Origin of the sequence: Mesorhizobium sp. M8A.F.Ca.ET.181.01.1.1 (assembly GCF_004792025.1) — a bacterium.
Lineage (GTDB): Bacteria > Pseudomonadota > Alphaproteobacteria > Rhizobiales > Rhizobiaceae > Mesorhizobium.
Genome location: NZ_SRTV01000011.1, coordinates 1 through 14,653 on the forward strand (window position 1 = coordinate 1; position 14,653 = coordinate 14,653).

The following is a 14,653-nucleotide window of genomic DNA, read 5'->3' on the forward strand; positions in this document are numbered from 1 at the left end:
AACAAACCGTAGCCGCTCGTCCATGATCCCAGTTTCTCGCCAAACCATCGCCGGTCCTCCCGGCGGACAAGAAAACTGTCACCCATGCTATCGGTCCATTCTGTTACCTATCTATCCGGTTCGGACACCGGCATCCTCTCCCCGTATAGTGACGGGGAGAGGGGCGCTGTCGTCGCCGGTTTCGCCAATCGCCGACGTTGCAGGAAGAGTGCCGGCACTGCGGGCAGCCTTCTTCTCCCCGTCGCTATACGGGGAGAAGTGCCCGGCAGGGCGATGAGGGGCAGCGCTGACTTCAATGATTGCCGGTCCCGGCCGCAAGTTGGTCCGAAGTGGTTGCTCCATCGAATTCGCGGCCTCGCCAAAGCTTGGGAATTCTCCTAACCTCGCTCTCGGCATCTTTCGCGATGGGGGAGTTTTCGCACCATGAATTCCGCGCTTCGCCGTCTTGTTGTCGCCGCCGCCTGCATGGTTGGCGCCGGCGCGGTTTACGCGCTCGCCGAAGGCGGCGGTAACCTCGTCGTATTCGACTGGTCGGGCTATGAGGATCCGCTGCTGCATCCGGCGTACACGACCAAATACGGCGCCGAGCCGACCTTTGCTTTCTTCGGCGACGAGGACGAGGCCTTCGAGAAGATGCGCGCAGGCTTCAAGGCCGATGTCGCGCATCCCTGCTCGCAAAGCGTGGTGAAGTGGCGCGAGGCCGGCCTGCTGCAGCCGCTCGACACGTCCCGGATCGCTGGCTGGAAGGATCTCAATCCAGGTATCATGGCGATGAAGGATCTCGCCGTCACCGCCGACGGCAAGGCTTGGTTCATGCCATTCGACTGGGGCAACACCTCGCTGCTCTACCGCACCGACAAGGTGACGGCCCAACAGGCACAGTCGCTCAAGATTTTCGCCGATCCGCGGTTCAAGGGCCGCGTCACCATCGGCGACAATGTCGATGACGCCTATGCGCTGGCGAGCCTAGTCATCGGTCTCAAGGACTGGACCAAGATGACCGACGACCAGTTCAAGCAGGCGTCCGCTTTCCTGCGTGACGTGCACAAGAACATCCGTTTCTACTGGACCGACGACACCGACCTCAACCAGGCCTTTATCGGCAACGAGGTCGACCTCGTCTGGGGCTGGAACGAGACCTTCGTGACGCTGAAGGGACAGGGGCTGCCGATCGCCATGAACCGCGAGACCAACGAAGGGATTTCGACCTGGGTGTGCGGCTACGTGCTGATGAAGGATGCGCCAGGCAAGCTCGACGAGGCCTATGATTTCCTCAGCGCCGTCAATGCGCCCGGCGTGTCGGACTATATGGTCAAGACCTTCGGCTACGGCCACGGCAATGGCGCCGGGATGGCTGCGATCGACCACAAGGTGCTGGCCGACCGCGGCTTCGACAATCTCGACAAGTTCCTCGACAAGACCTTGTTCCAGCAGCCCGTCGCGCCGGAGTTGAAGCGGCGCATGGTCGCCGAGTTCGAGAAGATCAAGGCCGGCTATTGAGCGACAAGACCGAAAGGACCGGCGTCGTCATCGTCGGGGCTGGCTTCACCGGCCTCTCGGCCGCGATCGAATTGAAGCGCGCCGGCGTCGATTTCGTGCTGGTGGAAGCCCGCGATCGTGTCGGCGGCCGCGTCGAGGCGGTGCGAAACGGACTTGGCGAGCGCATCGACAGCGGCGGCCAGTTCCTGTGCGAGGACATGCCGCAGCTGATGGAACTGGCCCGGGTCCGCGCCAAGACCTTCGTCGAGACCTACGTCGAGGGCGATTTCATCACCCATCCGGCGATGTCGGCCCCGAGAGCCGAGCGCACCTATCATGCCTCGATGGCGATCCGCGAACGCATGAACAGGATCGAGCCCAACGATCCCGCGATCGAGGGCCTGACCGTTGCCGACTGGCTCGAAGGCCAGAACGACACAGCTGACGCCAAGGCGGCCTTCCGGTCGATGATCGAAGGCCTGTGGTGCCTGGCCCTGGAGAAGGTGCCGCTCTGGTACCTGATCGACAATGACCGGCGCATCACCAATGAGGTGCCGGAGCTGCAATATTCCCTGCGCGAGACCATGCAGTCGGTGGCCGACGATCTGGCTAGGGATTTCGGCGGCCGGGTGAGGCTCGGTGAACCGGTCACCCGCATCGAATATGGTCCGCCAGGGGTTCGTGTTGTCTCGAGCAATGGCGTGATCGAAGCGCGCGCCGTTCTGGTGGCCGTGCCGCCGGCGACAGCCGCGAAGCTCGATTTTACACCCGCCTTGCCAGCAGCCTTGGACAGGGCGCTCGGCGCCTGGGAGAGCGGCGCCGTGATCAAGATCCTGGTGCGCTATCCCAGGCCATTCTGGCGCGAGCGGGATTTGAGCGGGATGGTGATGTGGCGCGATCTGCCGGGGCTGTTTGCCTGCGACGCCAGCAAGGATCCCGATCATGCGGCGCTTGTCGTCTTCGTTGGCGGGCCGCTGGCGCTGCGCTGGCACGAACTCGGCGAGGCGGACCTGCGGGCGCAGGTGACGATGAGGCTTGTGGAGGCGCTCGGTTCGGAGGCCGCGGACAGTCTCGATTTCAGCCGCCGCGACTGGACGCACGATGGCTGGAGCGGCGGTGCCTATAGCGACCTGATCATCGACGTGACGGCGAGGGATGCCGAACGCACCATTCTTGCCGGTGCGCCGCCGCTGCATTTCGCTTCGTCGGAATTGTCGCCCTCATTCCCGGGCTATGTCGAAGGCGCAATCGTGGCCGGGCGCATCGCGGCACGCAGTATCATCGCCGATGTTCAGTCGGCCATCGCGACCAGGGCTTCGGGATCATAGGCGAGGCGGATCGGGGTGCCGACCGGGATATCGTCGGCGCCGAAATCGTTGGTCTCTGTCACCGACAGCGGCTTTTCCAGGCCCGGAATTTCGACGATCAGATGGGTGATCTCGCCGAAATAGTGGCGCTCGACCACCTTGCCGGCAACCTCGAATTTGGCTGTCGCGTTGTCCCAAAGCACGCGCAGGCGTTCCGGTCGGATGCCGAGCGTCGCGGCGCCGCCATTGCGAACGAAGGCCTTGGGCTTGTCGGTCTTGATGCGGCCGAATCCGAGCGTGTCGACGATCAGCGAGGCGCGATTCTCCTCGACGATCTCGGCCTTGACGAAATTCATGCCGCCAAGAAAGTCGGCGACCTGGCGGTTGACCGGACGCTGGTAGATTTCCTTTGGCGAGGCGACCTGCGCGATCTTGCCGCCGAACATCACGGCGATGCGGTCGGACATGGCGAGCGCCTCGTACTGGTCGTGGGTGACCAGCACGAAAGTGATGCCGACCGCCTGCTGCAGCCGGCGCAACTCGACTTGCATCTGCTCGCGTAGCTTCTTGTCAAGCGCCGAGAGCGGCTCGTCGAGCAGCAGAACTTTTGGCCGCATTACCAGGGCGCGGGCAAGCGCGACGCGCTGGCGCTGGCCGCCGGAAAGCTCGGTGGCAAGCCGCTTGCCGAGGCCGGTGAGCGAGACCTGCCCCAGTGCTTCCTCAACTCGGCGCTTCTCTTCGCCGCCCTGCAGCTTCAACCGCTTCAGCCCGTAGGCGACGTTCTGCTCGACATTGAGGTGCGGGAAGATCGCGTAGCTCTGGAACACCATGTTGGTTGGCCGGCGGTTGGCCGGGATGCCTTCCATGGGCTGGCCGCCGACCGCGATCGATCCGCTGGTCGGATTGTCGAAGCCGGCGATCATGCGCAAAAGCGTGGTCTTGCCGCAACCGGAGGGTCCAAGCAACGAGAAGAACTCGCCTTCCCTAATGGTCAGGGAGGCGTCGTCCAGCGCCTTGAACGCTCCGTAGCTGCGGGTGACGTTGCGGATCTCGATCATCGGCCTTTCGGATTGGATCCTGTCCGCGTGAGGGCGCTCGATCCGCTGCTGCTCAGGCATAGAGGCCTCCCTCGTTCTGGGTACGCCTGGCCGCGCGGCGACGCAGGATTTCGGCGATCGTCATCAGCAGGAAGGAGGCGACCAAAAGCAGCGTGCCCAGCGCCAGCACGCCGGGCAGCTTCGACGCGAAACGCAACTGGCCCCAGATGTAGATCGGCAGTGTCGCCTCGGTGCCTGTCAGGAAGAAGGCGATGATGAACTCGTCCAGCGAGATGGTGAAGCAGACCAGCAGGCTGGAAATGATCGCCGGCGCCACCATGGGCAACGTCACGCGCCGGAAGGTGCCGAAGGCGCTTTCGCCGAGATCGGCGGAGGCTTCCTCGAGGCTGCGGTCGAAACCTTCGAAGCCGGAGGTCAGCACCGTCATCGAATAGGGAATGCAGACCAGGACGTGGCCAAGCACGACGGTGAACAGTGACAAGCTCAAACCAAGCTGCAGCATCACCAGCAGCATGGAGATGGCAACGATGACTTCGGGCAGCACAAGCGGCGCCATGATCAGCCCGTTGATGGCGCGGCGGCCGGGATAGCGGTAGCGGGTGATCGAGCGGGCGGCGAGGATGCCGAGTACGGTGGAGAGGATGGCCGCCGAGACGCCGACGATCAGGCTGTTCCAGGCGGCGTCGAGCAGCGCCGGCGTGCGCGGCAGGTCTTCGTACCATTGCAGGGTGAAGCCGGTCAGCGGGAATTTCGGCGTCGCCGCCGTGTTGATCGAGAAGATCGGCAGGAAGATGACGGGCAGATAGAGGAAGACGATGTAGAGGAACGCATAGGCCGACAGCCAGCCGCCCGGCAGGAAGCGCCGCGCTCTCATCGCGCCATCCTCTGCAAGGTGCGGATGATCAGCACCGTGGCGCCCGCCATCAGGGAGACGATCAGCATGGTGGTGACGGAAAGTGCGGCGCCGAGCGGCCAGTTGGCGGCCTTGCCGAACTGCGCCTGGATAGCGTTGGCGATCATGACGCCGTCCTTGCCGCCGACGAGCTTTGGCGTGACATAGTCGCCGACCGTCGGGATCATGACGATCAGCGCCGCGGAAATGATGCCTGGCGCCGACAGCGGCAAGGTCACGCGCAGGAACGAGCGCAAGGGGCCATCGCCAAGATCGGTAGCCGCTTCGACCAGCGTGCGGTCGACCTTCTCCAGGGACACGAAGATCGGCAGAATGGCGAAGGCCGCCCAGGCATGGGTGAGGGTGATGATGACGGCGCTCGAATTGTAGAGCAGGGCTGTCGACGGTTCGTCGATGATGCCGAGGCCCATCAGGCCGGAATTCAAGACGCCGTTATAGCCCAGGATGACCTTCCACGACATCACGCGCAAGAGATAGCTGGTCCAGAACGGTATGGTGATGAGGAACAGCCAGAGGCTCTTGTGACGGCCGCCATGGAAGGAAATGAAGTAGGCGATCGGGTAGGCGAGGACGACGGTGAACAGGCTGACCGTCAGCGAGATGTAGAGCGAGCGCCACAACAGATCGCGGTAGATCGGCTCGGTCAGCGCGACGCGGTAGTTCTCCAGCGTGAAGGTGCGGTCGATGGTCAGGTAGTGCTGCGTCCAGAAGGAATGGGCGATGACCACCATGATCGGCAGGACCAACAGGATCAGCGCGTAGAGGAAAGTCGGGCTGATCAGGGCAAAGCCCTGTACGGGCTCGGATCGCAGAAGGGCATTTCGTCTGGCCCGCGTCATGCGCAACGGGGGCGACCCTTCCGCAGCCACAGTCATTGCAGGGCACCGGGGGGCAGGGCTCCGGGTGCGATCTCGGTTGCTGGCCTGGACTGTCCCGCCATACGGCATCCCATTGGGCTGGCGCCGGCTATTGTTCCCCTTGCCGGCTTTCTTTCATCATGCGCGCATCCGCGGATTGAAATCAAGCGCTAATTCTGCAATGTTGATTGAACGGACATTCAAAATCGGGTGAGCAGGGCGACGATTTCGGCCATGGCGGACCGGATTGATGCCCGGGAAATTCGAGGGATGATGTGGAGGCGATGATGGCGGCTCTGAGAGATCTGAAGGCACGCGAAACGGCTGGCCCTGGCAACGACGATGCGGCCGAACTGGCCAGGCGTCATCTCATCCAGCCCTGGCCTTATGCCGGTTCCGTCGGTTCGGAGGCGCGCGCGCTGATCGGTGAGGGCGATGGCATCTACATCACCGACAGCACCGGCAAGCGGCTGATCGATGGGCCTGCCGGCATGTGGTGCGTCAATGTCGGCCATCGTCGAGAGGAACTCGCCAGGGTGATGTACGATCAGGCGATGGCGCTGTCCTACAACACGCCTTGGTACACGATGAACGCGCCATCGGCGGAGCTTGCCAAACGCATCGCCGGCCATGCCCCAGGCGAACTCAGCCATGTCTTCTACACCACGGGCGGTTCGTCCGCGGTCGAGACGGCGCTGCGCTTCATGCAGTTCTACAACAATGTGCGTGGCCGGCCGGAAAAGAAGCTCATCCTGAGCCGAGGCGGCGCCTATCATGGCTCGACCTATCTGTCGGCCTCGCTCAATGGCCGTCCGCGCGATCGCGACTGGATGGACGGCGCCGACGAATTGGTGGTCAAGCTGTCCTCGCCCGATCCGTTCAGGCGCCCGCAAGGGATGAGCCTTGCCGCCTTCACCGATTTCCTCGTCGACCAGTTCCGCGACACGGTGGCGCGCGTCGGCGCTGACAGAATAGGCGCCTTCGTCGGCGAACCGGTGCAGGCTTCCGGCGGCGTCGTCGTGCCGCCCGACGGCTATCTCAAGCGTATCCGCGAGATCTGCCGTGGCAACGACATCCTCTACGTCTCCGACGAGGTGGTGACGGGCTTCGGCCGGCTTGGCCATGTCTTTGCCTCGGGCGATGTGTTCGGCATCGATCCGGACATGATCACCTTCGCCAAGGGCGTCACCTCAGGCTATTTCCCGCTCGGCGGCGTCATCATCTCGGAGCGGCTGCTGGAAAACCTGCGCCGGTCCAACCATCCCGATGCGCTGTTCGGCCATGGCCTGACCTACACCAGCCATCCCGTCGGCTGCGCGGTGGCCTTGAAGAATCTCGACCTGCTGGAGGAAAGCGTGCTTGCCCACACGCAGGCGGTCGCGCCCTATTTCCAGGCGCGGTTGAAGACGTTGGAAGAGCTGCCGCTGGTCGGCGAGGTGCGCGGCGTGGGGCTGATGGGCTGCGTGGAATGCGTCGCCGACCGCGAAAGCAAGGATCCACTGCAACTCGACAAGGATGTCGGCAAGCGCATCGACGCCCACTGCCACGAACTTGGCCTGCTGGTGCGGCCACTGATCAACATGTGCGTGATGTCGCCGCCACTGATCATCACGCGCGAGCAGATCGACGACATGGTTGGCATCTTGCGCGAAGGCATTTCACGCACGATGGATGATCTCAGGAAAGAAGGCGTGTGGCGGGGGTGATTGGCAGCTTCTACCCTCGCGACCGCAGCGCGTCGTTCAGATTCCACATGTCCTTTTCCTCTGGCGCGGTCTCCAGGCCCAGCACCGGAATCTGCTTGCGCAGGTGGTCGTGGTGGGTGCGTACGCCATATTCGAGGTCGGAGAGGTAAAACCCCTCGAAGGCCTCGGACAGCATGGATTCGTTCGACCAGACCGAGAGCTGCACATCTTCCGACATGGTGTCACGATCGATACGGAAGGAGAGGTAGCGGGCAGCGGCCTGCTCGCGACTTTCATCGCGGTAGCGATAGATGGCGCCACGCAGCAGGGTCTCACCCGTCGACAGCGGGAACTCCTGGTAGAACTGCACCGATTCCGGCATCACCGACAGAACGGCGTTGGGGAAGATGCCGTAATAGACCCAGGCCTTCCTGAGATGGTCCGGCAGATGCGTCGGCTCCGGCGCGATCTTGACGTAGTTCCTGACGCTCCAGCGGCGGCCGGCATGCGGGTTGTAGGTGGCGAAGGAGCGCGAGACGCCGTTGATGAAGGGCTCGTCGAAATAGGTGGCGCCATAGAGATCCTGCAGGGCCGGATGCGCCATGGCGACGTGATAGCCTTCATTGTCGACGTCGCGCACCGACTTCCAGTTGACCGGTGTCTTCTGGGTCCAGATGCCCCAGGAGGGCACCATGTCGGCGGCCTTGTAGTGTGCGAATTCGGGTTCGATCGGCTTCAACAGCTCGGCGACCGAGGGCTGTGGCCCGCCATTGCGGAAGCGGATGAAGATGAAGCCCATCCAGACTTCGAGATCGAGCGGCATCAGGCCGAACTCGGTCTTGTCGAGATCGGGGAAGGAGCGCGGCCGGGCGGCGCCGCGCAACGTACCGTCGAGGTTGTAGACCCAGCCATGGAACGGGCAGACCAGCGCGTTCTTGCAATTGCCCTGGCTGTCGGCCACGACGCGGCTGCCGCGGTGGCGGCACATGTTGTTGAAGCCGCGCACGACGCCGTCCTTGCCGCGTACGATCAGAGCGCGCTCGCCAATGACATCCATGGTGAGATAATCACCGGCATTCGGTATGTCGCAGACATGTCCGGCGATCTGCCAATGATTGCGGAAAACATACTCCTTCTCCAGTTCTAGAAGGGCGGCGGAATGGTAACTCCAGCCCGGTAATCCCCGCCGGTCCCAATCGTTCGGGATTGCCACGTCACGGAGGTGCGGGTTCATGAACCGTCTCTTCTTTTTATTGAATATGCATTCAATATAATCATATTTTGCATTGAAATGCAATGGCTTGTGGAAATACGCAGATTCCGTATCGAAAATGTAAGCCCAGGTTCCAACGGCATCCGGCTCCGCCGCGGGCCCCGAAAACCCCGGAAAATCCGGGTGTTAGCCGGACTTCCATAACCTCCGCCCCGTCGCCGGTTCACGCTGCAAATCGCGCCCCTCGGACAAGGTATTGCGCTGGCAAGAAAGCCCCTGCGGCCCACGGAGGGCAACCCGCCACTCAGGTCAAAATAGCCAATGACCGATTTTGACCGTTCCTGCCCGCATCGATGTTTCAATCCGGTTACATTGCCGCGCTCTCGTCACCTTTGCGCCGTTACAGAGCGCGATTAAATTCGTTTTATCGCAAAAAGAAAATCAACGAAGGGGAAGATGATGCATGCGAAAGTCCAGATCACCAGCGGCAACCGCTTTCAGGCTCCAGAGCGCGCTGACCGCCGCCCGAAGCTGGCCCTTCGCCAGCGTGCCAGCGACCACCCGATGGCAATGTTCATGGCGCTGGCTGCTTGCGCCTTCGCCGGCATGGCGTTCACGCCGACGGTCGGTCCGGCCTTCGCTTCGTTGAATCCGCCTGCCAACGTCATCGAAGGTGCGCCGACCACAACCACGACCGCCCGCCTGCCGATGCCAGCGATCGATTTCGCCTGCAAGGGGCAAGCCTGGGGCGCCGAGAGCGTGGATTGCCTGCGCGCCATCGCCCAGCAGTCCGGAACGCACAAGGTCCGCGCGATCCGCATGATCGCCAACGCCGTGCCGGTGACCAGCACGCCGAACATCTTCTGATTTTTGTCTCCGGGTTTCTGGCTGGGCATGATTCCGAAAACAGGTTCCCGTTTGGGGATCATACCCTGACCTCCCCGAGCGCACCTCCAGCGCTCTCCTCGGCTCCCGCCGCACGTCGGCCGGGGGCCTCTTTTTATGCTTTCAACGCGGCCTGCTCGGCAATGGTCGAAAGCACGCTGCGTACATCCAGCGTGCTGAACGGTTTTTCGAGGATCTGGGGCCGCTGCTGCGCCGGCAACGCCTCGATTTCCGCCTTCGCGCCGATGAGGTCGCCGGTGACCAGCACGAAGCGCCGCGCCAGGTCGGGGCGCTCGGCGAGCAGTTCGCGGTAGATCGAAATGCCTGATGTGCCGGGCATGCGCAGATCCGAAAAGACGATGTCCGGCGGCATGTGGCCGCTCAAGGTGGCGGCGCCCGATTCCCAGACCGGCGCGATCCGCGACTTGATGCCCATCAGTTCGAGAATGTCGGACAAGGAACCGGCGACGTCAGGCTCGTCATCGATGATCAGGGCATGGCGCAGGCCGCTCGATCGCGGCTGGCTTTCGCCAGCTGCGATCATGCCTGCCGAGATAGCGGGCAACTGGACGACGAAACGCGCGCCTCTCGGCTGCACTTCCTCGAACCAGACATTGCCATTGTGCCGCTCGATGATGGATTTCGAAATCGACAGGCCGATGCCGGTGCCGACACCGACCGGCTTGGTGGTGAAATAGGATTCGAAGATGCGGGAGCGGATGGCTTCGGGAATGCCGGGGCCGTTGTCCTCGACCGAGAAGCCGGGATTGCCCCGGTCGCCACGGAAGCTCCGCACCTTGATCAGCCGATCGCCGGCGACGCCAGCCAGGGCGTGCTGGCTGTTGATGAGGAAATTGGCCGCCACCTGCGTCACGTGGTCGGCGTCGGCCATGGCCAGCAGGGGACCCGGCGCGAAATCGGTATCGATGATGATGCCGCTCGAGCGCGCGCCATAGGCGGTCACTTCGAGAGCGGCGCGGATCACCTGGTTGAGATCGGTCTCGGCCTGCGCCGCCGGATGGAGGCGGACCATCGACAGGAAGCTCTTGACGATGCGCCCGCAGCGCTCGGCGGCGGCGCGCACCTTTTCGGCGCGCACCTTGGTCTGTGGATCGCTTGCGAATTCATGCAGCAGCGTCGATTGCGCGACCACCACGGCCAGCGGGTTGTTGAGTTCGTGCGAGACGCCCGCGAGCAGCGAGCCCATCGCCGCCATCTTCTCGTTCTGGTGCAGCTTCTCGCGCTGCCGGTTGATCTCCTCCTCGGCGCGCAGTCGCTCGCGCAGGTCGCGGATGGAGCCGAAGATCAGCCGGCGGTCGGCGACCCGCATCTCGGTCGCCGTCAGCTCGATCGGAAAGACCTCGCCGGCGGCATTCTGCGTCACCGTCTCGAGCCGCTGGCCGACCATCGGCGCGCCGCGGCCGGACATGTAGTCCGCGCCCGAGGCATAGCCCTTGCGGTAATATTCCGGAACGACGGTATCGAGCAGGTCCTTGCCGAGGATTTCGCTGCGCTGGAAGCCGAACATCTTTTCCGCGGCCGGATTGAATTCGATGATCGATCCGGCCTCGTCGATGACGATGATGGCGTCGAGCGAGGCCTGCAACATGGTGCGGCGGATCACCTCGCTGGCATGGGCGTCGGAAGGGGAGTGTTCGATGGCGTCGCCGATGGCGAGCGCGATGATGTGCAGCGTCGCCTCTTCCTCATCGGTCCATTCACGCTCCTCGACGCAATCATTGACCGCGAGCGTGCCCCAGAGATGGCCGTGCGCGAAGACCGACACCGACAGGAACGACTTGATGTTCTGCTTTTCGAAATCGGCCCTCAGGAACCCCGAGAGATCACGCGTATGCCCGGCGAATATCTTGCCTTGCCGCTCATCCTCGGCCAGCCGCTCCAGCAGCGGATCCGAATTGACGATCGACTGCATGATGACGGTCGGTGAGGCCAGTTCGCCGCCAAAATCGGGGTCGATCCAATAGGCGGCGACCGACTGAGCGAAACCCTGGCCGGGCAGTTCGCGCAAGCGGAACAGGATGCCGCGCTGGCATTCCATGGCGTGGCACAGCGTTTCCAATACGCCGTCCATTTCGCGCTGCCAGTCGCCTGCCTCGCGCAGCCGGCGCACGACACGCACGGCCGCCATCGCCGCGCCTTGCCTGAAACCCTGCATATCCGTGCTTGCCGTGTCGCCCGTCATTGTCAGCCGCTATTCCAGAGTCACGCCATCGATCGGCTGGCAACGGCCGTGGAGCGGAACCCCCGTGGGTCTGACGCTCAGTTGCCGTCGCCGGTCGGCAGCGAGAAGATATAGCCTTCGCCGCGTACCGTGCGCAGGAATTTCGGATTGGCCGGGTCCGTCTCGATCTTCTTGCGCAGACGCATGATGCGGATGTCGACGGCGCGCGATGATTCCGGATCCTCGGTGAAGCCGATCGCCTCGGAGATCGCAGCCCGGGTCAAGAGCCGGTTGGCGCGGGTCAGGAAAACCTCCAGCACGTCGAATTCGCTCTTGGCCATGTCGATCACAGTGCCGTTGGCGCCGGTGACCAGCCTGCCGTCGAGATCGGCCTGGAAGGGGCCGAAGGCGACGGAGCGGCGGTCGGTCCTGGCTTTCCTGTCCTGCGGCTCTGTCGGCTGCGGGACACGGCGCAGCACGCTGCGCACCCTGGCCAGCACCTCGCGCAGTTCATACGGCTTGACGATATAGTCGTCGGCGCCGAGTTCCAGCCCGACGATGCGGTCGAGCGCGGTGCCGGCGGCGGTCGCATAGATGATGCCGATCGGCATTTTCGAGCGCAGCCAGCGGCCGAGCGACAGGCCATCCTCGCCAGGCATGGCGATGTCGAGGATGGCCAGATGGAAGGGCTGCGTCTCGATCAGGCTGCGCGCGGCGGCCGCGGTTTCCGCGGTCGCCACATCATAGCCCGCGGCGCCGAGATATTCGGCGACCGCGTCCCTCAGGTCGGGCTCGTCCTCGACGATGACAATTCTTGCCCGCACGATGCTCTCGCTCCCACTTTCAGTGGAAAGTAGATTGGGTATAAACATGATGTCCAGCACTCATATCCGGTTGCCAGGGAACGGTTGGAAAACATGGCCGCACGAGCCGTCATCGCGCTTGTTTCCGTCGCCGAGGTCGTGGCGACCGAGCTTGCCGACCATCTTGAGCGGCGCGGCCATGACGTGCGTCAGGCGCGGCAGCCCTGGGAGGCGGAATCGCTGCTGGAGGGCAGAGGCATCGATGTCGTCGTCGTCGGGGATAGCCTCAGCCAGGCGGAAGGGCGGGATCTGCTCAGGCGTTATGGCGGCCAAGGCGGGGGCGGCGAACATGGACCGGATTTCATCCTGATATGCCGGCCGGCCGATCTCCTCGACAAGGTGCTGGCGCTGGAGCTCGGTGCCGCCGACGTCGTCGAAAGTCCGCTCAATGTCAGGGAACTCGCCGCGCGTGTCGGCGGCCTGCTTTCGCGGCGTGGCAGGGGCACCCAGGAACTGATCGTGCTGGAGAACGCGACCGTCGATCTGAGATCGGCGATCGTCATGCATCGCTCCGGTACGCAGGAGCAGCTCTCGCCCGGCCAGGTGGCGCTGCTCAGGCTGTTCCTGGCGAGCCCGCGCAAGGTGCTGACGCGTGACGACATTATCGCGGCGGCGCCGGCCGAGAATGCCGACGCCTTCGATCGCTCGATCGACTCGCGCATCGTGCGGCTGCGCCGCAAGCTCGATACCGAGACCATCACCACCATACGCGGCGCCGGCTACAGGTTCGATCCGCCGCGGCAGTTCGCCGACTGACGGCTGCCTTTTCCCGCTTGTTGCCCGGATCAGCATCGGCCCTTCCATTTCCGCGCCGATGCGCGCGAGGTTCAGCGCACCACCAGCAATGACGGACCCGAGGCCATGTCGCCGCCGGCGACGAACTCGCTTGCGTGAGCGCGTTCCTTGAGGAGCACGCTGGCGAGTGCGGCAAAGCCGAGCAGACCCTGCGCATAGAGCAGCGCGGAAAGCACGGAAGCTGCGAATTTCGTTTTCATCGTCGGAATTCCCCAAAAAATGCCGGTGTCGCGGGTCGCTTCAGGAAACTCCCGAAGTGCCCGCGCCGCCCACGGAGCCCCCCGTCGCGGCGCGGGCCTTCGGTCCTCTCGGCAGCAAGTTGCCGGAGGGGCCGCGCAAAACCAGCAGCCGAAGGCCAACCCGCCAGAGGGCCTTCAACCGGGCGATGCGCAGGCTGGAAACAATCCAGACCGTGGCGCAAAACAGAGCGACGTGCAGGGTCGAAATCTCGCTCGAACTCATCGCTGCCAGCTTCGCCGCCGGGCGGCCGGCAATGCTGCCGACGCCGCCGATGGCCGCCGCCGCGATGCTGATCCTGAAGAGCCAGGACCGCGTGTTCGTTTTCGTTCCCATGGTCGTTGCCGTCTGCTTTCGTTGCGTCAACTTTTGCCTCCCGTCCGTATCCGGATCATGCCGCCAAAAGCCGCGCTTTGTTGCAGTTTGGTTTCGAAATTCGCCTCCATCCTTTCATATAGCGGCAAGTCGAACTTTCGTTTCGGTATGAATACCTATGTACGTCATCCCTGACCACGTGTTTCGGATGGGACAGTTGCCGACGATACCGATTGCTCTGTTAACCGGGGAAACAAATTCGAAACACAAACGCGTATTTCGCGAAATATCACCGAAACATGCGGGAGGGATAAGCCACCCATCGAATTGGAGCCGGCCTGATCGGCAGAGAGAGGGAACGTCATGCACACCGCCATTTCCGCAAAGCTCATCAACATCACCGCCGCCGCGTTCATGGGCAGCGTGCTTCTGTTCGGCGCAAACGCCGCGCATGCCGCCAACACCGTCGTGGCACGCGTTTCGCTGTCGCAGCAGGTCATGGAAGTCTCGGTCGACGGCCGGCCGACCTTCGCCTGGAAGGTTTCCACCGGCGACAGGGCGCATGTGACGCCGACCGGCTCGTTCAAGCCGACGCGCATGCACGAGATGTGGTATTCGAAAAAGTACGACAACGCGCCGATGCCGCATTCGGTCTTTTTCAGCGGTGGCTACGCGGTTCATGCCACCTATGCCATCAAGCGCCTCGGCCAGCCGGCCTCGCATGGCTGCGTGCGGCTGCATCCGGACAATGCCGCCGATTTCTACCAGCTTGTCGAGACCTTCGGGCCGGCCAACACCAGCATCGTCATCGTCAAGTAGCAGGCAGGTTGCCGCGCTCGGCCATATGCCGGAGCTGCTGGAGCG

At 63.4% G+C, this 14,653-nt stretch carries 14 protein-coding genes; 6 read left to right on the forward strand and 8 right to left on the reverse strand.

The genetic code is table 11. The features are described 5' to 3' along the window. The first annotated feature begins 423 nt into the window (after window positions 1-423). Both EN824_RS28865 and EN824_RS28870 read left to right on the forward strand, forming a co-directional pair. On the forward strand, window positions 424-1,500 hold the full coding sequence (locus EN824_RS28865) for an extracellular solute-binding protein (protein ID WP_135918125.1): 1,077 nt from the start codon (window positions 424-426) through the stop codon (window positions 1,498-1,500). Then, window positions 1,497-2,807 carry a flavin monoamine oxidase family protein gene (locus tag EN824_RS28870; protein ID WP_135932968.1) on the forward strand — a complete coding sequence of 437 codons (1,311 nt, stop codon included), beginning with the start codon at window positions 1,497-1,499 and terminating at the stop codon, window positions 2,805-2,807. Before EN824_RS28865 ends, EN824_RS28870 begins: the two co-directional genes overlap by 4 nt. On the opposite strand, the gene EN824_RS28875 is transcribed toward EN824_RS28870, so the two are convergent. Genes EN824_RS28875 through EN824_RS28885 form a run of 3 tightly spaced genes read right to left on the reverse strand, consistent with a single transcriptional unit; the run spans window position 2,771 to window position 5,632 of the window. Next, on the reverse strand, window positions 2,771-3,844 hold the full coding sequence (locus EN824_RS28875; protein WP_135932969.1) for an ABC transporter ATP-binding protein: 1,074 nt from the start codon (window positions 3,842-3,844) through the stop codon (window positions 2,771-2,773). The genes EN824_RS28870 and EN824_RS28875 overlap by 37 nt on opposite strands. Before the next feature lie 52 nt (window positions 3,845-3,896). Further along, window positions 3,897-4,718: an ABC transporter permease gene (locus tag EN824_RS28880; protein WP_127275751.1), complete on the reverse strand. Its 822-nt coding sequence runs from the start codon at window positions 4,716-4,718 to the stop codon at window positions 3,897-3,899. After that, the gene (locus EN824_RS28885; protein ID WP_127872038.1) at window positions 4,715-5,632 is read right to left on the reverse strand and encodes an ABC transporter permease; all 918 of its coding nucleotides are present in this window, start codon (window positions 5,630-5,632) and stop codon (window positions 4,715-4,717) included. Before EN824_RS28885 ends, EN824_RS28880 begins: the two co-directional genes overlap by 4 nt. Window positions 5,633-5,901: 269 nt before the next feature. Between EN824_RS28885 and EN824_RS28890 the strand changes: the two genes are divergently transcribed. After that, window positions 5,902-7,320 carry an aminotransferase gene (locus EN824_RS28890; protein WP_127275749.1) on the forward strand — a complete coding sequence of 473 codons (1,419 nt, stop codon included), beginning with the start codon at window positions 5,902-5,904 and terminating at the stop codon, window positions 7,318-7,320. 10 nt (window positions 7,321-7,330) lie between these two features. Here EN824_RS28890 and EN824_RS28895 read toward each other — a convergent pair whose 3' ends face one another. Continuing rightward, complete coding sequence (locus EN824_RS28895) at window positions 7,331-8,533, reverse strand: aromatic ring-hydroxylating dioxygenase subunit alpha (RefSeq protein WP_135918130.1); 1,203 nt, start codon at window positions 8,531-8,533, stop codon at window positions 7,331-7,333. 438 nt (window positions 8,534-8,971) lie between these two features. On the opposite strand from EN824_RS28895, the gene EN824_RS28900 reads away from it, so the two are divergent. Continuing rightward, complete coding sequence (locus EN824_RS28900; protein ID WP_127872167.1) at window positions 8,972-9,379, forward strand: hypothetical protein; 408 nt, start codon at window positions 8,972-8,974, stop codon at window positions 9,377-9,379. Window positions 9,380-9,512: 133 nt separating this feature from the next. Here the strand turns inward: EN824_RS28900 and EN824_RS28905 are convergent, their stop codons facing one another. Together EN824_RS28905 and EN824_RS28910 are read right to left on the reverse strand one after the other, a co-directional pair. Then, a complete protein-coding gene (locus EN824_RS28905) occupies window positions 9,513-11,600 on the reverse strand; it encodes a PAS domain S-box protein (RefSeq protein ID WP_189522245.1) in 2,088 nt (695 codons plus the stop codon). Window positions 11,601-11,677: 77 nt separating this feature from the next. Next, window positions 11,678-12,451, reverse strand: a complete 774-nt coding sequence (locus EN824_RS28910) for a response regulator transcription factor (RefSeq protein ID WP_189343576.1) — start codon at window positions 12,449-12,451, stop codon at window positions 11,678-11,680. Window positions 12,452-12,496: 45 nt separating this feature from the next. Here EN824_RS28910 and EN824_RS28915 point away from each other — a divergent pair, with 45 nt between their 5' ends. Then, the gene (locus tag EN824_RS28915; RefSeq protein ID WP_127275746.1) at window positions 12,497-13,198 is read left to right on the forward strand and encodes a response regulator transcription factor; all 702 of its coding nucleotides are present in this window, start codon (window positions 12,497-12,499) and stop codon (window positions 13,196-13,198) included. 71 nt (window positions 13,199-13,269) lie between these two features. Here EN824_RS28915 and EN824_RS28920 read toward each other — a convergent pair whose 3' ends face one another. Together EN824_RS28920 and EN824_RS28925 are read right to left on the reverse strand one after the other, a co-directional pair. Continuing rightward, the gene (locus EN824_RS28920) at window positions 13,270-13,437 is read right to left on the reverse strand and encodes a hypothetical protein (RefSeq protein ID WP_127275745.1); all 168 of its coding nucleotides are present in this window, start codon (window positions 13,435-13,437) and stop codon (window positions 13,270-13,272) included. Between the two features lie 40 nt (window positions 13,438-13,477). Then, complete coding sequence (locus tag EN824_RS28925; protein WP_127275744.1) at window positions 13,478-13,810, reverse strand: hypothetical protein; 333 nt, start codon at window positions 13,808-13,810, stop codon at window positions 13,478-13,480. A 342-nt stretch (window positions 13,811-14,152) separates the two neighbouring features. Between EN824_RS28925 and EN824_RS28930 the strand changes: the two genes are divergently transcribed. After that, window positions 14,153-14,608, forward strand: coding sequence for a L,D-transpeptidase (locus EN824_RS28930; protein ID WP_127275743.1), 456 nt, complete (start codon window positions 14,153-14,155; stop codon window positions 14,606-14,608). Window positions 14,609-14,653: the final 45 nt, after the last annotated feature.

Coding starts and splice junctions, on each gene's coding strand:
- EN824_RS28915 (WP_127275746.1), top strand. CDS start 12,497: ATGGCCGCACGAGCCGTCATCGCGCTTGTTTCCGTCGCCGAGGTCGTG.
- EN824_RS28890 (WP_127275749.1), top strand. CDS start 5,902: ATGGCGGCTCTGAGAGATCTGAAGGCACGCGAAACGGCTGGCCCTGGC.
- EN824_RS28865 (WP_135918125.1), top strand. CDS start 424: ATGAATTCCGCGCTTCGCCGTCTTGTTGTCGCCGCCGCCTGCATGGTT.
- EN824_RS28920 (WP_127275745.1), bottom strand. CDS start 13,437: ATGAAAACGAAATTCGCAGCTTCCGTGCTTTCCGCGCTGCTCTATGCG.
- EN824_RS28930 (WP_127275743.1), top strand. CDS start 14,153: ATGCACACCGCCATTTCCGCAAAGCTCATCAACATCACCGCCGCCGCG.
- EN824_RS28925 (WP_127275744.1), bottom strand. CDS start 13,810: ATGGGAACGAAAACGAACACGCGGTCCTGGCTCTTCAGGATCAGCATC.
- EN824_RS28905 (WP_189522245.1), bottom strand. CDS start 11,600: ATGACGGGCGACACGGCAAGCACGGATATGCAGGGTTTCAGGCAAGGC.
- EN824_RS28880 (WP_127275751.1), bottom strand. CDS start 4,718: ATGAGAGCGCGGCGCTTCCTGCCGGGCGGCTGGCTGTCGGCCTATGCG.
- EN824_RS28895 (WP_135918130.1), bottom strand. CDS start 8,533: ATGAACCCGCACCTCCGTGACGTGGCAATCCCGAACGATTGGGACCGG.
- EN824_RS28900 (WP_127872167.1), top strand. CDS start 8,972: ATGCATGCGAAAGTCCAGATCACCAGCGGCAACCGCTTTCAGGCTCCA.
- EN824_RS28910 (WP_189343576.1), bottom strand. CDS start 12,451: ATGTTTATACCCAATCTACTTTCCACTGAAAGTGGGAGCGAGAGCATC.
- EN824_RS28885 (WP_127872038.1), bottom strand. CDS start 5,632: ATGACTGTGGCTGCGGAAGGGTCGCCCCCGTTGCGCATGACGCGGGCC.
- EN824_RS28875 (WP_135932969.1), bottom strand. CDS start 3,844: ATGATCGAGATCCGCAACGTCACCCGCAGCTACGGAGCGTTCAAGGCG.